The sequence below is a fragment of the Myxococcus qinghaiensis genome (assembly GCF_024198215.1).
Classification (GTDB): Bacteria; Myxococcota; Myxococcia; order Myxococcales; family Myxococcaceae; genus Myxococcus; species Myxococcus qinghaiensis.
Genome location: NZ_JAKCFA010000004.1, coordinates 217,069 through 233,885 on the forward strand (window position 1 = coordinate 217,069; position 16,817 = coordinate 233,885).

Genomic DNA, 16,817 nt, shown 5'->3' on the forward strand with positions numbered 1-16,817 from the left:
TGGTGTCTGCCAATGATTTCCCAACCTGCTCCCACGGCGTCTTCCTCCGAGCCCACCGCCCTCCGTCAGCGCTGGCAGTCGCTGCTCGAGGCCCAGCCGCGCACGCGTATCCGTGATGCGGCCGAACAACTTGGCGTGAGCGAGGCGCAGTTGCTCGCCACGGGTGTGGGTGAAGACGTCGTCCGGTTGGACCTGCGCCTCGACACGTTGCTGCCTCGCCTGGATGCGCTGGGCAAGGTGATGACGCTCACGCGCAACGAGAGCGCGGTGCATGAGAAGCGCGGCCTGTATCGCAACGTCGAGGTGAATGGCTCCGTCGCGCTGGTGCTGGACGAGAACATCGACCTGCGGCTGTTCCTCACGCGCTGGCGCTTCGGCTTCGCGTTCCGTGAGGCCCGTCCGGAGGGCACACGGCGCAGCCTGCACTTCTTCGACGGCACGGGCATGGCCGTCCACAAAATCTACCTGGAGGACGAGTCCGGCGTCGGCGCGTACGAGCGCCTGGTGGAGGACTACACCCACGCGGAGCAGTCGCGCGCGGTGCCGGTGGAGGCGGCCGCGGCTCCGGAGGTTCCCAAGCCGGATGGTGACATCGACGTGGAGGGCCTGGTGTCCGGCTGGCGCGGGCTCCAGGACACGCATGACTTCTTCCCGCTGTTGCGTCGCTTCAAGGTGGCGCGGACGCAGGCGCTCCGGTTGGTGGGCAGCGAGCTGACGACGCCCGTGGCGCCGGCCTCGCTGACGTGGGTGCTGGAGAAGGTGGCGGCCTCGGGTCTGCCCATCATGGTGTTCGTAGGCAACCCCGGCGCCATCCAGATTCACACCGGCCCGGTGCACACCGTGCGCGCCATGGGCCCGTGGATGAACGTGCTGGACCCGAGCTTCAACCTGCACCTGCGCACGGACCACGTCCACACGGCCTGGGTCGTCCGCAAGCCCACGCGTGATGGCGTCGTCACCTCGCTGGAGCTGTTCGACGCGGCCGGTGAGAACATCGCGCTGCTCTTCGGCAAGCGGAAGCCCGGCATCCCCGAGCAGCCTGAATGGCGGGCGCTGATGGAGGAGCTCATCGCCGCGCTGCCCGCGACCGGAGTGGCGTCATGAAGCGCGTCACCGTGCTCCTGGCTGCGTTGCTGATGTCGCAGGCCGCGCTGGCCTCGACGCCCGCCGCGCCGGCCGCCCCCGTTGCTCCGAAGACGGCTCCGGCACCCGCCGCTGCGAAGACGGCACCGGCCGCCGCCGCGCCGAAGCTGGTGACGGTGGGGCCCGCTGTCACGGAGACGGTGTTCGCGCTGGGCGCGGGCGCGCAGGTGGTGGGCGTCGACGACACCAGCCTGGCGCTGCCCGTGGCGCGGAGCCGTCCGAAGGTGGGCTATCAGCGCGCGCTGGCCGCGGAGCCCCTGCTCGCGCTCGGCGCGTCTTGGCTGCTGGCGACGGAGGAGGCGGGACCTCCTGGCGTTCTCGAGCAGCTCCGCACGGCGGGCATGGAGGTCGTCGTCCTGTCCAACCAGCCCACGCTGGACGAGGCCCGGCGACGCATCCGGACGCTCGCGACGAAGCTGGGCCGGGTGTCCGAGGGTGAGGCGCTCGTCGCGGAGCTGGAGTCGGACCTGAAGCGCGCCGCGGCTCGGTCCGCGTCGGCGAAGCAGGCGAAGCCCAAGCGCATCCTCGCGCTGTATGCCCGGGGCGCCAACGCCCTCATGGTCGCGGGCAAGGACACGGCCACCGATGAGCTCATCCGGCTGGCGGGTGGCGTGAATGCCGTAACGGACTACACCGGCCACCGGCCGCTCACGGCCGAGGCGGTGGTGGGCGCGGCGCCCGACATCATCCTGCTTCCCGGCGGCACGCTGCAGGCCGTCGGAGGTGAGGCGGGGCTTCGGCAGGTCCCCGGTCTGTCCCAGGTGAAGGGCTGGAAGCTGACCACCATCGAGGACGTCCACTTCATGAGCCTGGGGCCCAAGCTGGGCAAGGCCGTGCAGCGCTTGCAGGACGGCATGGGACTTCCGGCGCAGGACGGGACATGAGCGCCTCCGACGTGGCTCCCGCTCCCGCGACCTATCCGGCGCGGGAGCAGGTGAGGGCGACCGGGCGTCCTCGCCCGTGGCTCGTGCTGGGGGCCGCGCTCGTGGTCGTCACGCTCACGTCGCTCTCGGTGGGCTCCTACCGGGTGCCCCTGCTGGGGCTGTTCGGCAGTGTGCTGGAGGCGTTGGGGCTGGAGACAGGCTATCGGCTGGATGCAACGCAGCAGGCGGTGCTGCTGTCCATCCGTCTGCCGCGCGTGGTGCTCGGGGTGATGGTGGGCGCGGTGCTGGCCACCAGCGGCGCCGCGCTCCAGGCGCTGTTCCGCAATCCGCTCGTGGAGCCGGGCCTCCTGGGGACCTCCAGTGGCGCGGCCCTGGGCGCGGTGACGGCCATCGTCCTGGATGTGGCCCTCAGCTCGCGGCTGGGGTCGTTCCGGGTGCTCGTGGTTCCGGGCGCGGCGTTCCTGGGCGCGCTGAGCGCCACGGTGCTCGCGCAGCGGCTGGGCGGGGGCGGTGGACGCACGGAGACGGCGCGCATCCTCCTGGCGGGCGTGGCGGTGAGCGCGGGTGCGGGCGCGGGGATTGGCCTGCTCACGCAGATGGCCACCGACGCGCAGCTTCGCACCATCACCTTCTGGACCTGGGGCAGCTTGGCCGGCGCCTCCTGGAGCGTGGTGGTGGCGTCCACGGTGCCGCTGCTCATCGCGCTGGCTTTTCTGCTGAGGGATTCACGCTCGCTCAACCTGCTGCTCCTGGGAGAGCGCGAGGCGTGGCACCTGGGCGTGGACGTGGAGAAGCTGAAGCGACGGCTCGTCCTCGCGGCGGCGCTGGGTGTCGGCGCGGCGGTGTCCGTCTCGGGCGTCATCGGCTTCGTGGGGTTGCTCGTCCCTGCGCTGCTGCGGCTCGCGCTCGGGCCGGACCACCGGCGGTTGATGGGGGCCTCCGCGCTCCTGGGCTCGGCGTTGCTCGTCGCCGCGGACGTGCTGGCGCGCACCGGGGCGGTGCCCCAGGAGCTTCCCGTCGGTGCGCTCACGTCCATGCTGGGCGTCCCTGTCTTCGTCTCGATGCTGGTGCGCGGCAAGGGGATGTCATGAGCCTGGAGGCACGGGGAATCGAGGTGTGGCGAGGCCGGGGGCGCGCGTTGGGGCCCGTGTCCCTGGAGCTGGTTCCCGGCGAGGTCCTCGCCGTGGTGGGCCCGAATGGCGCGGGCAAGTCCACGCTGCTCTCGGCCTTCTGCGGAGAGCTGAGCTGTACCGTGGGCGACGTGCTGCTGGACGGGCGCCCGCTGTTGAAGTGGCCTCCTCGGGAGCGAGCGCTGCGGCTGGGCGTGCTTCCCCAGGAGTCGTCACTGGGGTTCGGCTTCACCGTGCTGGAGGTGGCGCTGCTCGGGCGCAGTCCTCACGCGACGCGGGGCGAGGGGAGCGTGGACCTGGAGGCGGCGCTGGCCTCGCTGGAGGTGATGGACATCCGGCACCTGTCGTCGCGGCCATACACCTCGCTCTCGGGAGGAGAGCGGCAGCGGGTGCAACTCGCGCGCGTGCTCGCGCAACTCTGGGAGGCGCCCGCGCACGGGCATCGCTATCTGTTGCTCGACGAGCCGACCTCGAGCCTGGACTTGTCGCATCAGCATCTCGTCCTGGAAGAGGCAACGCGCTTCGCGCGGCAGGGTGGCGCGGTGCTCGCGGTGCTTCATGATTTGAATCTGGCCGCGCGCTATGCGCACCGCATCGCGGTCCTCAAGGACGGCAAGCTGGTGGAGCTGGGGGCTCCCGCCCAGGTGTTTCGACCGGAGCTCATCGCGAGCACCTTCGGCCTGCAGGTCCGTGTCGTCGAGTATCCGGATTCACCCGCGCCTTTCATCATTCCGTCAGGCCGGGCTCCGCCTCCCGCGTGAGCGGGTGGCTTCGAGTTTCGCAGGTTGCTTCTCGCGGGGGTGTGCGGCGAACCCGGCCTCCCTCCATGTTTCACCGCCGGGCGCCCGCCCCCGCGAGGAGTGCTTTTTGATGCGGCGTCACGCCTCGCTGCCTGCTCGCCTCCAGGGTTTGAGCAGGCGGGCAGGCTGACGTTGTCGGATGCCTGACACCGTTTCACCCCGGATGCGGGCAGGCAGGGGACCCCCGCGCCTCCTGCTCCTGCGTCCTTCGAGGACACCGTGTTGTCCTGCCGCGCACCCGTCACCAGTGTGGCGGACGTGGAGGTGGTACGGCGTTGGGCTTCAAGTCGGCGGTTCGCGCGGGTGGGTGGACGCTCGTGTTCTGGGCGCTGGGCGTGGGGTTGTTGGCGTGTGGTGGCGCGGGCTCGGGAGACCTGCCGTGTGACGCCGCTTGCGAGGCCTCCGATGAAGCTTGCCGGATGGCCGCGTGCTCCGGCGCACCCGAGGAGTCGGTGAGGGCGCAGGTGGACTGCTCGGCGCTCCCCGCCGGAGGTCGGTGTCTGGGGCCTCGCGTGGTGGAGCGCTGTCATGACGGGCAGCTCTCGCGCGAGGACTGCGCGGCGAGTGATGCCTGCGTCGAATCCGAGTCGGGTGGCGGTGCTCGCTGCGAGGCCGGTGCGGCCTGTGTGGAGAGCACGTCGCGTTGCTCGGCCACGGGGGCATTGGAGCGATGCTCGGCGGGACGTTGGCTGGAGGAGCCGTGTGAGGCGGGCTGCGTCGCGGAGGGGAGCCGAGGCTGGTGCGGCGAACCGGGACGGACGCTGAGTGGCTTCGCGCGCTATGAGCGGCGCCTGCCCGATGCGGCCTTCCATGACTGGACGTCGGAGACGGAGTGGGTGCCGGCGCGAGGCTTCCTCGTCGCGTCCTTCCAAGGGGGCTCGCTCATCGACCTGGGAGTGACGGATGGCGTGGGCCGCTTCACCGTGCGCTTGCCGAAGGAGGTGGGCCCGGAGGACCTCGTCGTCGTGTACGCGGCGGGGCAGGGGAAGAAGGGCACGGTGGACTACGCGGTGGCGGACCCGGGCCTGTCCGGTGCGCAGACGCTGCCCGTGACTCCGGGCGCCTCCGCGCGGTTGTGGAGCTGGGCTCGCCCGACGCGGGCGCTGCTGGAGTCGCCCGTGGTCGCCATCGGGGAATCGGAAGGCTCGGGCGCGGCGGCGGTGTTCGAGGCGGTGAGCGCGGCGTGGAACAGCACGCGGGAGCGCTATGGCCGCACGGGGCTGCCCGTGGTGGCGTGGCTGGGGTTCGGCACGACGTGGTCCTGTGGAGCGTGCTTCGCGCCATGGCAGGTGACCGCGGCGGGGCGACGTTGGGGCGCGCAGTTGTGGCTGCCGGGAGACGCCGACGCGGCGTGGTGGTCCGAGGCGATGGTGCTCCACGAACTGGGCCACTGGGCGATGGCGAGCCATGGGACGAGCCCCTCCGAGGGCGGTCCTCACTACGTCGGCGTGCCCACCTTTCCGGGACAGGCGTGGAGCGAGGGCTGGGCCACGTGGTTCAGCTCCGACACGCGCGGCAATCCCCGCTACTACGACAGGCAGGGCGGGACGATGTTCTGGTTGGACCTGGAGACGCGCTCGCCGGAGCTGGCCTCGTGGTCTCGCCCCCGGCCCGAGGATGGACTGCTCCAGCCGATCGAGGAGAACGAGGTGGCCGCGATGCTCTACCGGCTGGGCACGGGCACGCCGTCACGGCAGGCCATGTATGAGGCGCTCGCGGCTCCGTCGATGAACCTGGCGCCGTGGGCGCGGGGGTATCGCAAGCACACGTGGCGGATGGTGGAGGGGAAGCAGGTGGACGTGGTGGAGACGGCGGACTCCGCGCCGTGTCTCGCGGACTTCCTGGACTCGCTGATGTGCAAGGGCTACCCGCGCGCCTTGATGGACGCGGCCACCGAGCCGACCGTGGCGTATCCGTATCCCAGCCATGCCCCCCTGTGCCGGTGAAGCCGTGATGTTCATCTTGGGGACGCAGGGGCCAGTTCTGGAGTGCATGGTGTCGATGATGGAACGTGACCGGCGGGAAGGCCGGGAGGCCCTCGTTCATCCGGGTGTCGGTTCGGTGGTTGCTGGGGTGTGGTGCGCTGCCCGGGTTCGGGAGGGAGCGTGCTCATGACCTCGCGACGACGCATCGCGGGCGCGGTGCTGGCCCTGGCGCTGATTGGAGCGCTCTCGGCGGGAGTGGCTTCGGGGGTGGAGCGAGCCCGAGGCAAGCTGCGCAAGCCTCCCGAGCCTCGGCCGCCTTTCTCACAGCAAGATGACGCTCCGTCGCACGGGGCTCGTGCGGACGAGGAGGCTTCGAACCTCACGGCGCGGCCGAAGGGTGCTCCGGTGGCTCCTTCGAGCGCGTTGCCGATGGCACATCCGTCGGTCGGGCCAGCGCTGAAGGTGAAGTCAGCCAGGGCAACTCAGGTACGCGAAGCGGTCCATATCGTTCCCATGCGAGGCGCGGTGTCGGGCGAGGAGTCCACGGAAGAGTCTCCGGAGGACACCGCGTCCACTGAGTTGCGTGGAGCTTCCCTGGCGGGACTCACCACGCGAGTGCCCGCTCCGATGCGCGTGAGCTGGCGCGTGGTGGACGCCGAGGGCGGGGGACTGCGGCTCGTGGCCGAGGTTGAGCGAAGGGCGGGCTTCAACGTGCCCATCGCGGTGAGCATCGTGCTGCCGCCGGAGGCGCGGCTCGTCGAGGGGACGATGGACTTCGTGCTCCCCGAGGACACGGGGGAAGACGTGCGCGCGGTGCCCTGCGTGGTGAGCGTGATGCAGGGCGTGGTGCCACCGACGGACCTGGTGCTGGTGGCCCATGCGGAAGGCTCGGCCTTCGGTGCGCACGCGGAGGCGCGCTACACCTTCGGACGACAGAGCCTCGTCGACAGGCATCCGTCGCCCACGGGGCCCGTGCTACCAGCGCGCTTCGTCTCGGGCGATGCGCCGGAGTCCACTGAGGACTCCGATGAGGATGACGCTCCCTGAGTGACGCCATCGCGGCCTGAACCTCCAACGCCTCCAGTGCTTCGTCTCTGACGGAGAGGCGCTCCCGTCGCATGAGGACTGCGAGGCGCCCGGGGACGCGCTACATACGGGCTCTCTTCCGCAGTCGAGGAGCCTCGTCCGTTGCAAACCGCTGCCCTGGGATTGGTGCTGGTCTCCGCGTTCCTCCATGCGTCATGGAACGCGACGCTCAAGCGACATCCGAACCCCGAGGCGGGCGTGGTGGGCGTCATCACGGTGGCGGTGGTGGGCGGTGGCCTGTGGGCTCTCGGGATGCGAGGGGAGGCCTTCCCGTCCATGTGGGGGCTGGTCTGGGCGCTCGGGGCAGGGGCGTGTGAGAGCGTCTATCTGGCGGCGCTCTCCCGTGCGCTCTCCCGTGCTCCGCTGGGGCTCGCGTACACGGTGTCACGCGGTGGCGCGATGTTGCTGGTCTGGCCCGTGTCCGTGCTGGCCCTGGGCGAGTCCGTCTCCGCGTGGACCGTCACGGGGGCCGTGGTGCTGGGTGGCGGGCTCGGGGTGATGCACCTGTCTCGGCCCAGGGGGCGCGCGGCTTCCGGAGTCGCGTGGGCCGCGCTGTCGGCGGTGGCCATCGCGGGCTACCACCTGAGCTACAAGCTGGCGCTCTCCGAAGGTGCGCAGCCTCCAGCCCTCTTCACCACCGGCCTGCTCGTCGCGTTGCCCGTGCTGTTGCTGGAGCGGAGTCGGCAGATGGGGTGGGCCGGTCTCCAGCGAGAAGCGTGGAGTCGTCCCGGGCTCGTCGTCTTCGCGGGGGCCATCTGCATGCTGTCGTTCGCGCTGCTGCTCTCGGCGCTGAACGACAGTGGGGCAGGGGCTGTGCTCACGCTGCGCAATACGTCCATCGCCTTCGCGCTGGCACTGGCCGCGCTTCAGGGAGAGCGACTCGGACGTCGCCAGCTCGCGGGCGCGGCCCTGGTCTCCGTGGGCGCGGTGTTGCTCGGCATGCCCACGTAGCAGGGGCTTCCGCTATGGCTCCACGTTGAGGGAGGGGCTCAGCGAAGCCGTCGAGCCTGCTCCGCGAAGGACAAGGCTCCAGGTCGGACCTTCCCACCTGAGCGGGAAGGGACCCTGCGAAGCCGTCGAGCCTGCTCCGCAATGGGTGAGGCTCCCCGCGAGCCCTCCCCGCCGGAGCGGGGAAGGACCTCGCGAAGCCGTCGTACCTACTCCGCCTTGGCGGACGCACCCAGGCGCTTCAAGGCGAGCTGCGCGTCCTCATGGTTCGGCTGAAGCTTCAGCGCCGCCTCGTACTCCTGCTTCGCCTCATCCAGTCGCTTCGACGCTTCCAGGAGCTGCCCCAGCGCGTTGTGCGGCTCGGCGAAGGTCGGGTCCACCTGCGAGGAGCCCCGGAAGGACTTCTCCGCGTCCTTCGCGTTGCCCTGCTGGTACAGCGCGTGGCCCAGGTACAGCAGCAACAGCGAGTTGCGAGGCTCCACCGCCAGCGCGTCGCTCAGCACCTTGCGAGCCTTCGCGCCGTCGCCACCGCGCAGGTAGAGGAAGCCCAGCTCGGCCCGCGCTTCAATCTGCGCCGGGTCCTTCGCCACCACTTCCTCCAGCTCCGTCACCGCCAGGTCCGGACGCCCGCGCCGCGAGTGGACGATGCCCAGCCGCGCCAGCGCCGCCGTGTCCGCCTCCTCGCCCTCCTTGGGCCGCAGGTACGTCTCCGCGCCGGGATAGTCCCCCATGGCCATCAGCAGGTCCGCCAGGGCCAGCTTCGCCACGCGGTGGTTCGGGTCCTCCTTCAGAATCTCCAGGTACAAGGGCTGCGCCTTCGCCGACACGCGCTTCTTCGCGTAGGTGTCCGCCAGCGCCAGCCGGTTCTCCACCGTGGGCGCCAGGGCGATGCATTCCTCGTACTGCGCAATCGCGCCGTCCAAATCACCCTTGGCCTTCAAGGCCTCGGCGTAGCCCGCCTTCGCGGCGGCATCCTTGGGGAACGCCTCCACCGCCGTCTTCAGCGTGGCCACGGCCTCGTCGGCCTTGCCCAGCGAGAGGTACGCGCGCGCGAGGCCCTGATACGCCTCCGTCGTCCGCTTCCCGTCGTCGGTGCTCTTGTCGATGGCCTTCTTGAAGGCCTCCACCGCCTGCTTCTTCTTGCCCTGCTCCAGGTACAGGTGGCCCAGCTGCGTGTACGGCCCGCTCGCCCGGCGAGGCTCCAGCACCAGCGCCTTCTCGAAGGCCTTGGTGGCGCGCACGTTGTCGCCCAACTGGTAGTAGGCGAGCCCCAGGTTGAAGTGAGCCTCCGCGTACTTCGAGTCCGCCGCGATGGCCTTGAGGAACGCCTCGGTGGCCTTGCGCGGGTCGCCCTTCTCGTTCAGCGCCACGCCCAGGTTGTTCTGCGCGCGCGCGTGCTTCGGGTCGGCGGCGATGGCGCGCTGGTACTCGGCGATGGCGCCGTCGAAGTCGTTCTCACGCAGCAGCAGGACGCCCAGGTTGTAGTGCGCCTCCGCGTCGCCCAGCTTCTCCCGCGTGGCCTCGCGCAGCGTCTCCTTGGCCTCGCCGTTGAGCCCCTTCTCCGCCAGCGCCTTGCCCAGATTCACCCGGGCGACGTTCAGCTTGGAGTCCATCTTCAGCGCTTCACGGTACGCCTCGATGGCGTCGTCCGTGCGGTTGGCTCGCTGCAGCGCCTCGCCCAGGTTGAAGCGCAGCTCCGCGTCCTTCGGCGCCAGCTCCACCGCCATCGAGTACTGGCTGATGGCCACGTCGTTCTCGTCCAGCACGCGGGCCAGCAGGCCCCGCTCCGAGCGCAGCGACGCGTCCTCGGGGAACGCCGCGATGGCCTGGTCCAGGAGCGTGCGCGCGGCTTCCGCGTCGCCCGCCAGCCGCAGCGCCCGACCCAGCGCCAGCCTTGGCGGAATCAGGTCCGGCTCCACCTCCACCAGCTTCTTCAGCGGCTCCACCGCCTTCTTCGGCTTGTTCAGCGCGAGGAAGGCCGTGCCCAGGCGGTAGAGCGCATCCGCGTCGTCCGGAGACGCGCGCAGTCGGGCACTCTCCACCGCGGCGGTGCGCTCCAGCGCGGCCGCGTCGGGCGGAGGCGCTTGGGCGGTGAGCAACTGGAGGACTAGGACGCCGGCTTTCGTCATCACAGGTTCTCCACGTAGGGACTGGCACGCGCGTCGAACGTCTTCTTGGCGAGGGCCGTCTTCTTCGCCTCCCAAGCCTCTCGCGTCGTCTTCTCTTCCTTCTGTTCCTCGGAGAGGTCGGCGAGCTCTTCCTTCACCTCTGCCTCACACTCGGCCACCTGCTCCTCGAACTCCTTCGGGTCCAGCTTCTCGCTGCCTTCGACCTTCGCCTTGCGCGCGGCCGTCAGCTTGGCGAACTCGAACTTGGCGAAGGCGCAGTTGCGAGCCAGCTCCGACACGTCGCGCAGGCCCACCGACAGCCGCTGCTTGGCGCGCAGGTACTCCACGCGCGCCTCGGACTCCTCGATGGCCAGCTTCGCCACCTCGCGGGAGACCTCGTCCGTCGCGCGGTCCACCTCGTCCTCCGCCGCCTCCTGGCGGGAGCGGGCGCGGCGGATGTTGTCGCGGGCACGGTCAATCTCGTTGTTGTTCTCGTCCACCTTGTCGACGGCGAGCGCCAGCTCGTTCTCCGCCTCCAGCAGCTCGATGCGGACTTCGAACGGGAGCTTCTTCACCAGCGAGCCGGGCACCTTCATGCCGTAGCTGGGGCCACACGCGGCCAGGAAGAGCGGAAGGGTGAGCAGGACGATGTGCTTCATGGAACGGTCGCCTCGAAGCTGCCGAAGATGGTGCGGCCGGAATAGATGTCGATGCCGTTGACGAAGGTGACGTGGAAGTCACCCGTGACGCGCTGGCCCTGCCCGGTGGGGAGGGTGTCCACCACCAGCGTGCCGCGCTCCAACTGGGGAAAGGCGCGCGCGGGCTCGTCCAGCACGCTGCGGCCGATGACGCCGCGCTGCGCGCCGCCCTCCAGGGCCTCGGCCAGGTTGATGGTGAGACCGCCGGTGTAGCCCTCGGGAATCATGTCCCCCACGCGCGCGCTGACCTTCAGCACGGTGTTCACCCCGGAGCCCTGGGGCGTGACGAAGTTGATGGACAGCTCTCCCTCGGCCAGCACCGCCTCCGCGCGCTTGTACTTCAGGTCCAACAACGGCGACACGCTGCCTTCCAGCGTGCCGCCCTCGTCGCTGCACGCGCACAGCCCGGCCACCAGCACCAGGCTCGCCAGGGCCCTGAGGCCGTGCGCGCGTGTGGGGCGGAGACGCGCGCTCACTTGCACGCCTTCCAGCCCGCGGTGTCCACGTCGGCGCCGTTGAGCGAGCCCACGTCCTTGAGGACGGCCAGGTCCCGCCGCGCCCCGTCCACGTCGCCGAAGCGGCAGCGCAGCGCGGCCAGGTTGAGGCGCGCCTTGTCGTAGGTGGGGTCGGAGTCCATCGCCTTGGCGTACGCGGCGCGCGCGCCCATGGCGTCACCCATGTTGAGCAGCGCCCAGCCCAGCGCCGAGTGCGCCGAGGCCTTGGTGTCCTGAAGCTCCGTCACGCGGCCGAACGTCAGCTGCGCCACGCCGAACTGTCGGGCCTCCAGGTACGCCATGCCCAGCGCTTCCAGCGACTCCACGCTGAGCGTGCGCTCGGCCTTCTTGCGCAGGTCATCCAGCACGGCCAGTTGCGTGGGTGCTCCCGGCTGGGGCACGGGCAGCGCGGCCTGCTCGGAGCGCGAGCGGCAGCCCACCACCGCGGCGCTGAAGACATCCAGCGACTCCGCGCGGGACAGACACGCCTTGAACGCCTCTTCCGAGCGCGACTTCAGCGGGCCGACCTGCTCCTTCACCGCCGCCTGGAACTGCTGCGACTCCGCCGCGGAGAGGCCACCCGGCACCGGCGTGGACTCCACGACGTCCGCGATGTGCCCGTACGCCAGCGCCAGCCGCCACAGCGAGGCCACCGCCCACTCGGGATAACCCAGCGACGCGGCCTGCGTGTAGATGCCCTCCAGGCTCTGCAGCGCGGCGACCTTCTCCTCCACCTTGTCCGCCGGCAGGTCCTTGTAGCCGCGGTAGAGAATCTCGCCCAGGTACCACAGGCCCTTGGCCGCCTCTTCCGTCTGGCCGTCGGGGCCCTGCACCGCCGTGGTGAGCGTGGCCACCAGCGCATCCGCGGACGCCGTGGGCGCCGTGACGGCCTGGACCTCCGCCAGCACCGCCGCCGCTCCCGCGCTGCGCGGGTTCAGCTTCAGCGCGGAGTCCGCCGCCAGCTTCGCGCGCGGGTAGTCCTTCGCCTTCAGCCGCGCCTCGGCCAGCAGCACCAGCACCTCCGACTTGCGAGCGCCGGACACCTCCGCCGCCGTCTCGAGGTTGCGGGCCGCTTCCTTGTACTCACCCAGCGCCATGCGCAGCCGCGCGCCCGCGAGCCAGCCGTCCACGCCGGCGATGTCCGCGCCCAGCTTCTGGCCCACCTGCTCGAACCACGTGGCCGCCTCGCCGAACGCCGCCGCTTCCGCCGCGTGCCGGCCGAGCGTCAGGAGCACGTCCGACAGGTACTGGCTCTTGGGGTAGTCCTGCGACAGCTTGGTGCCCAGCTCGCGCTCGGCCTGCAAGTCCCTCTTCTCGCGCGCCGCCGTGAAGGCGCCGTACAGGGCCTTCTCGCCGATGTCGGTGTTCTTGTTCTCGTCCGCCACCTTCACGAGGCCCTGGATGACGTCGCCCGTCTCCTGGGCGCTCTGCAGCGCCAGCTCGTCCAGCGCCTCTGCGCGGCTCTGGGTGAGGATCTTCTGCACCTCCGCGCGGAAGTTGCCGGGCAGGGGCGAGGTGAGGAACTTCTTGCCCGTCTCGTCCAGGCCCTTGAAGTCGTTGACCTGCCGCAAGCTGTCCAGCGCCAGGTTGCCGGCGACGGTGGCTTCCTTGTGCTGCGGATGCGTGAGGGCGAAGGCGGTGAACAGCTCCGCCGCCTTGGGGTAGTCGCCGTCCTCGTAGAAGGCGCGAGCGATGTTGAACTTCACGTCCAGGACGTTGGGGCTCTTCGGGTAGCGCGACACGTACTCCGCGCCGAGCAGCTTCATCGCCTGACGCGCGTCCGCGACTTCATACGCGTTGCGCTTGAGCGCCTCCTCCGGCTTGAGCGTGGAGAAGTGCGCGAGCAGCGCGGCGTAGAGGGCCTCTTCCTCGCCCTTGGCGTCCTTCGCCTTCGCCTCGTAGCGGGCCAGCTCCTCGAACTGACGCGCGGCGCGCGTGTAGTCCTTGGCGGAGAAGAGCGCCTCCGCGCGGTTCTTCATCATCGGCCGCACGTACTGGTCCGGACGGAAGAGGCTCAGGTACGCCTCGTACGCCTCGGCGGTGCTCAGGTAGAGCTCCTTCTCCTCCTTCTTCTGCGCCGCCAGGTGCAGCTGGGTGGCCAGGTCGCGGCCCATCTCCTCCAGCTCCACGAGCTGCTTCTTGCGGTCCACCTCCGCCAGCTCCGGGTCCGTCTTGGACTGCACCGCCGCGCGCACGAGGATGCGAAGGTCCTCCGGCTCCGGCAGCACCTTGCCCTTGGACGCCTTGAGCGCGTCGTAGAGCTTCTGGCCACGCTCCAAGTCCAGCTCGGGGTCGTGCTGGATTTCCATCAGCTTGCGCAGCGCGGGGATGGCCCACTCGTACTGCTGCTTGATGAAGTAGCGGTTGCCCAGCTTGTCGAGCGCCAGCGCGTAGGTGGCGCGGCTGTCGCTGAGCTTCTCGAAGTAGTTGAGCGCGCCCTTGGCGGGCTTCGCCTCCGTGTAGCTGTAGACGAGGTCGAGCAACGCCTCGCGCTTCACGTTGAGCGCCTTCTTCACGTCCTGGCCCGGCAGCGGAGCGCTGGCGGCGGCGGCCTCGAAGAACGTCACCGCCTCCGCGTGCTTGGCCTGGTTGACGCGAATCCAGCCCATCTTGTAGCGGGCCAGGTCGTGCACGGGGGAGGGCGGGGCCTCCAGAATCGCCTGGTAGTGGCGCTCGGCTTCGACGAGGTCCGCCTTGTCGAAGAAGTGGTCGCCGAGAATCTGCTCCGACTCCAGCCGCAGCGGGCTGTTGGGGAACTTGCGCGTCAGGTCGCCGAGCGTCTTGAGCATCTCGTCGAACTGACCGAGCTCTCGCTGCTCGTGCGCCAAGTAGAACGTCACCTGGTCCCCGTCCTTGAAGTCCGGGTACTCGCGCAGCAGGCGGTAGTACATCTGCACGGCCTTCTGCTTCATCAGCCGCGTCTCGGGGGAGACGATGGCGCCCGAGGCTCCCTCCGGCCGCGACTCGGCCTGGAGGTAGTACACGTAGCGGCTCTTCTCCACGTACAGCTCGGCCAGCCGGAACTGGAGGTCCGGCAGGTACGGCGCGTTGCGGCTCTTGGAGATGAGCTTCTCCGTCTCGCCGATGGCGCGGTCCACCTTGAAGATGTCGCGCTTGAGCTTGGCGATGAACTCGTCGCGCTCCTTCGCCTTGGAGACAATCGGGTTGAGGCCAGGGCCGTCGCGGCCCGCGCCTCCGGGGGACGCCGCCAGCAGGGCAGCGGTAATCAGGCCGGTCAGGTGGCCGGTCATGGGGTCTCCTCGATGCAGCGGCTCTCGATGCTGACCCGGTACGACTTGAGCTCGTCGTTCCAGTATTCGCCGTCGAAGCGGAAGGCGACGCTGTCGGGCGTCAGGAGCTGCTCATCCTCGGGCGCCACGAGCTTGGCGCCCTTCTTCACGCGCTCGTACAGCTTCAGTCCCACTTCGTATTCCATCAGTCGCACCTGCTCCGCGGCGCGCAACAGCGTGTCCGCCTCCTGGCGCACGGCCTCCGCCAGTCGCGCGTCGTACACGCGCACGGCCTCGGCGCGGGACAAGTCGTAGAGCTTCGTCAGGTGCGTGAAGAGCCGGTCGCCGAAGCTGCCGGCGTAGCGGCCCAGGCGCTCGCCCTCCAGGTCCAGCGTCTCCACGAAGCGCGAGGCGCGCTGGGTGCCGCCGTGCGAGTTGGCCGCGCGGCGCAGGCGGATGTCCTGGGCGAGGTCGTCGCGGTTGCGCACCGCCTCCAGCGAGTCCGCGAACCTGCGCGTCAGCTCCTTCGCGGCGCGCTTGGCGGGCAGGTAGTGGCAGAGGTCGCGGTAGATGAGGGCGCGCAGCAGGTACTTGTCCGGCAGGAACTCGTCGCGGAACGACGGCGCATCCAGGGTGGTGAGGATGCCCAGCGACGCGCGCGGCTCACCCAGCTTGTAGCGGGTCCACGCTTCTTCCAGGTAGAGGCTGGCGCGGCCCGGGTCCAGCTCCGGCAGCTTCACCAGGTTGTACGCCTCCAGCGCGCCCGTGTAGTCCTGTCGCTCGTAGCGCAGGCGGGCCACCGCGAGCGCTGCCTCGTTGCGTGCCTCGCGGGTGAGCTTCTCGTCCTTGGACAGGCTCAGGAAGTCGGCGATGAGCTCGTCGGAGGGCTCCTTCACCTGCTTGAGCCGCGTGACGAGCAGCGCGAACTTCGCGTGGCTGGCCTCGGCGCTCGTCTCCGACAGCTTGGCGAAGTGCGTGTTGGCCCAGCGCTCGTTGCCCACGCGCAGGTCCACGAGGCCCTGCTGGTAGTGCGCGTACGCGCCCGTCTCCTCGGGGAGGAAGCCCAAATCCAGCGCGCCGAAGACCTGCTCGTCGATCATCACGTCGTCGTGCGGCCGGTCCGTCAGGTCCTTCAGCGTGTCGAGCGCGCGGGGGATGACGTTCGGGTTGGAGCGCTCACGCGCGATGCGCGCCAGGTACGACGCCCCCGCGTGCGTCAGGCCCAGGTCGATGAGGCTCCGGGCGAGGAAGTACTGCGCCCAGGCGTAGTTGTCGTCCGTCTTGGGCGCGGCCTGGAGCCACGCGTAGAGGGGGCCGGCGGCGGCGCGCGGCTTGCCGTCGAAGTAGTCCTTCAGCGCCTGGTCGAAGACGCCCGGATCCACCTTCTGCGGCACGGGCGGCGGCGCCTCGGCGGCGGCCTCCGGCTTCTTGTCGGTCGCGGGGGCCGTCGCGGCGGTGCCCTCGGCGCCGGCCGCTGGCGCACCGGCCTCGGCGGGCCTGGCGCCGGGAGTCGTCGCGGCGGGCGTGCCTGTCGCGGGCTTGGCTCCGGGAGCGGGCGTGCTCGCACCGGGCTTGGCCTTCGCTCCAGCCGTGGGTGGTGGTGGCATGGGCAGCGAGCCGCCGCCAGACTGGGCGGGGGCCGTCGCTGGAGACACGACGAGCGCGGCGCTGGCGAGCGCGGCGATGAGTGAGCGAGAGGTCATTCCGTGGCGCCGAAGTTGAACGCGGTACCGAGCTGGACCACGGGGACGTTGATGATGCGCGAGGCCCCCGCGAACACGACGTTGTTCGTCACGTCGAGGCGGAAGGACAGCGTCTTGCCGGAGAACATGCGCACGCCCAGGCCCAGGTTGATGGCGGGGCGGAAGCCGTCCTGGCGATCAATCTTCACCACCGTGCCGCCGCCGAGCAGGAACGCCTCGAAGTGCAGCACGGAGCTGTTGAGCACGGCCGTCTTGCCGTAGAGCGGGCTCCACACGAGGTCCGAGCCCACCATCCACTGCACCTGGTCCTCGAACGCGGAGGCGGTGGGCGCCACGTCGAAGTCGCGCTCCAACTGGCGGCGCAGCGACGTCTGGATGTTGTAGCTGTAGGTGCCCCGGCCCACCTGCCACGCGAAGGTGTCGCTGAAGTGGTACGTGTACGAGACGCTCCCGGTGAGGCCCTTGTAGAAGGCGTCGGCCGGCAGCACGCCGACCCCGAGGTACAGCTCGTGATTCATCCGGTACTGCCGCTCCTGGATGGCGGAGACGGCGCCGGGATTCTCGAGCGCCTCGGCCTGTGCGCGGGCAAGGCCGGGCGCCAGGAACAAGAGGATGAGCAGGGCGTATCGCACGGTGGGGGCTTCCTGGCGGATGAGCGGAACGAAACG

At 70.2% G+C, this 16,817-nt stretch carries 13 protein-coding genes; 7 read left to right on the forward strand and 6 right to left on the reverse strand.

Annotated features, from left to right (window positions below; genetic code table 11):
* The first annotated feature begins 12 nt into the window (after positions 1-12).
* The 7 genes from LZ199_RS08550 (at position 13) to LZ199_RS08580 (ending at position 7,919) form a co-directional block, all read left to right on the forward strand.
* Positions 13-1,104 (forward strand): hemin-degrading factor, encoded by a 1,092-nt coding sequence (locus tag LZ199_RS08550; RefSeq protein WP_253993156.1) that lies wholly within the window; start codon positions 13-15, stop codon positions 1,102-1,104.
* Positions 1,101-2,027, forward strand: coding sequence for a heme/hemin ABC transporter substrate-binding protein (locus tag LZ199_RS08555; protein WP_253993157.1), 927 nt, complete (start codon positions 1,101-1,103; stop codon positions 2,025-2,027). Before LZ199_RS08550 ends, LZ199_RS08555 begins: the two co-directional genes overlap by 4 nt.
* Positions 2,024-3,118, forward strand: a complete 1,095-nt coding sequence (locus tag LZ199_RS08560; RefSeq protein WP_253993158.1) for a FecCD family ABC transporter permease — start codon at positions 2,024-2,026, stop codon at positions 3,116-3,118. The genes LZ199_RS08555 and LZ199_RS08560 overlap by 4 nt, the downstream gene beginning before the upstream one ends.
* The gene (locus LZ199_RS08565) at positions 3,115-3,918 is read left to right on the forward strand and encodes a heme ABC transporter ATP-binding protein (protein ID WP_253993159.1); all 804 of its coding nucleotides are present in this window, start codon (positions 3,115-3,117) and stop codon (positions 3,916-3,918) included. Before LZ199_RS08560 ends, LZ199_RS08565 begins: the two co-directional genes overlap by 4 nt.
* Positions 3,919-4,232: 314 nt before the next feature.
* Entirely contained in the window at positions 4,233-5,903 is a 1,671-nt protein-coding gene (locus tag LZ199_RS08570) for a hypothetical protein (RefSeq protein ID WP_253993160.1), read from the forward strand.
* Positions 5,904-6,068: 165 nt separating this feature from the next.
* On the forward strand, positions 6,069-6,929 hold the full coding sequence (locus LZ199_RS08575; protein WP_253993161.1) for a hypothetical protein: 861 nt from the start codon (positions 6,069-6,071) through the stop codon (positions 6,927-6,929).
* Positions 6,930-7,070: 141 nt separating this feature from the next.
* Positions 7,071-7,919, forward strand: a complete 849-nt coding sequence (locus LZ199_RS08580) for an EamA family transporter (protein ID WP_253993162.1) — start codon at positions 7,071-7,073, stop codon at positions 7,917-7,919.
* 206 nt (positions 7,920-8,125) lie between these two features.
* Here the strand turns inward: LZ199_RS08580 and LZ199_RS08585 are convergent, their stop codons facing one another.
* From LZ199_RS08585 to LZ199_RS08615, 6 genes are read right to left on the reverse strand one after another with little or no spacing between them, the layout of a single operon-like run.
* Positions 8,126-10,045: a tetratricopeptide repeat protein gene (locus tag LZ199_RS08585; RefSeq protein WP_267145142.1), complete on the reverse strand. Its 1,920-nt coding sequence runs from the start codon at positions 10,043-10,045 to the stop codon at positions 8,126-8,128.
* On the reverse strand, positions 10,045-10,683 hold the full coding sequence (locus LZ199_RS08595; RefSeq protein ID WP_253993163.1) for a hypothetical protein: 639 nt from the start codon (positions 10,681-10,683) through the stop codon (positions 10,045-10,047). Before LZ199_RS08595 ends, LZ199_RS08585 begins: the two co-directional genes overlap by 1 nt.
* On the reverse strand, positions 10,680-11,198 hold the full coding sequence (locus tag LZ199_RS08600) for a hypothetical protein (RefSeq protein ID WP_253993164.1): 519 nt from the start codon (positions 11,196-11,198) through the stop codon (positions 10,680-10,682). The genes LZ199_RS08595 and LZ199_RS08600 overlap by 4 nt, the downstream gene beginning before the upstream one ends.
* Complete coding sequence (bamD, locus tag LZ199_RS08605) at positions 11,195-14,467, reverse strand: outer membrane protein assembly factor BamD (protein ID WP_253993165.1); 3,273 nt, start codon at positions 14,465-14,467, stop codon at positions 11,195-11,197. The genes LZ199_RS08600 and bamD overlap by 4 nt, the downstream gene beginning before the upstream one ends.
* Positions 14,464-16,149, reverse strand: a complete 1,686-nt coding sequence (locus LZ199_RS08610) for a hypothetical protein (protein ID WP_253993166.1) — start codon at positions 16,147-16,149, stop codon at positions 14,464-14,466. The genes bamD and LZ199_RS08610 overlap by 4 nt, the downstream gene beginning before the upstream one ends.
* Positions 16,146-16,781, reverse strand: coding sequence for an outer membrane beta-barrel domain-containing protein (locus LZ199_RS08615; RefSeq protein WP_141641918.1), 636 nt, complete (start codon positions 16,779-16,781; stop codon positions 16,146-16,148). Before LZ199_RS08615 ends, LZ199_RS08610 begins: the two co-directional genes overlap by 4 nt.
* Between the last annotated feature and the right edge of the window lie 36 nt (positions 16,782-16,817).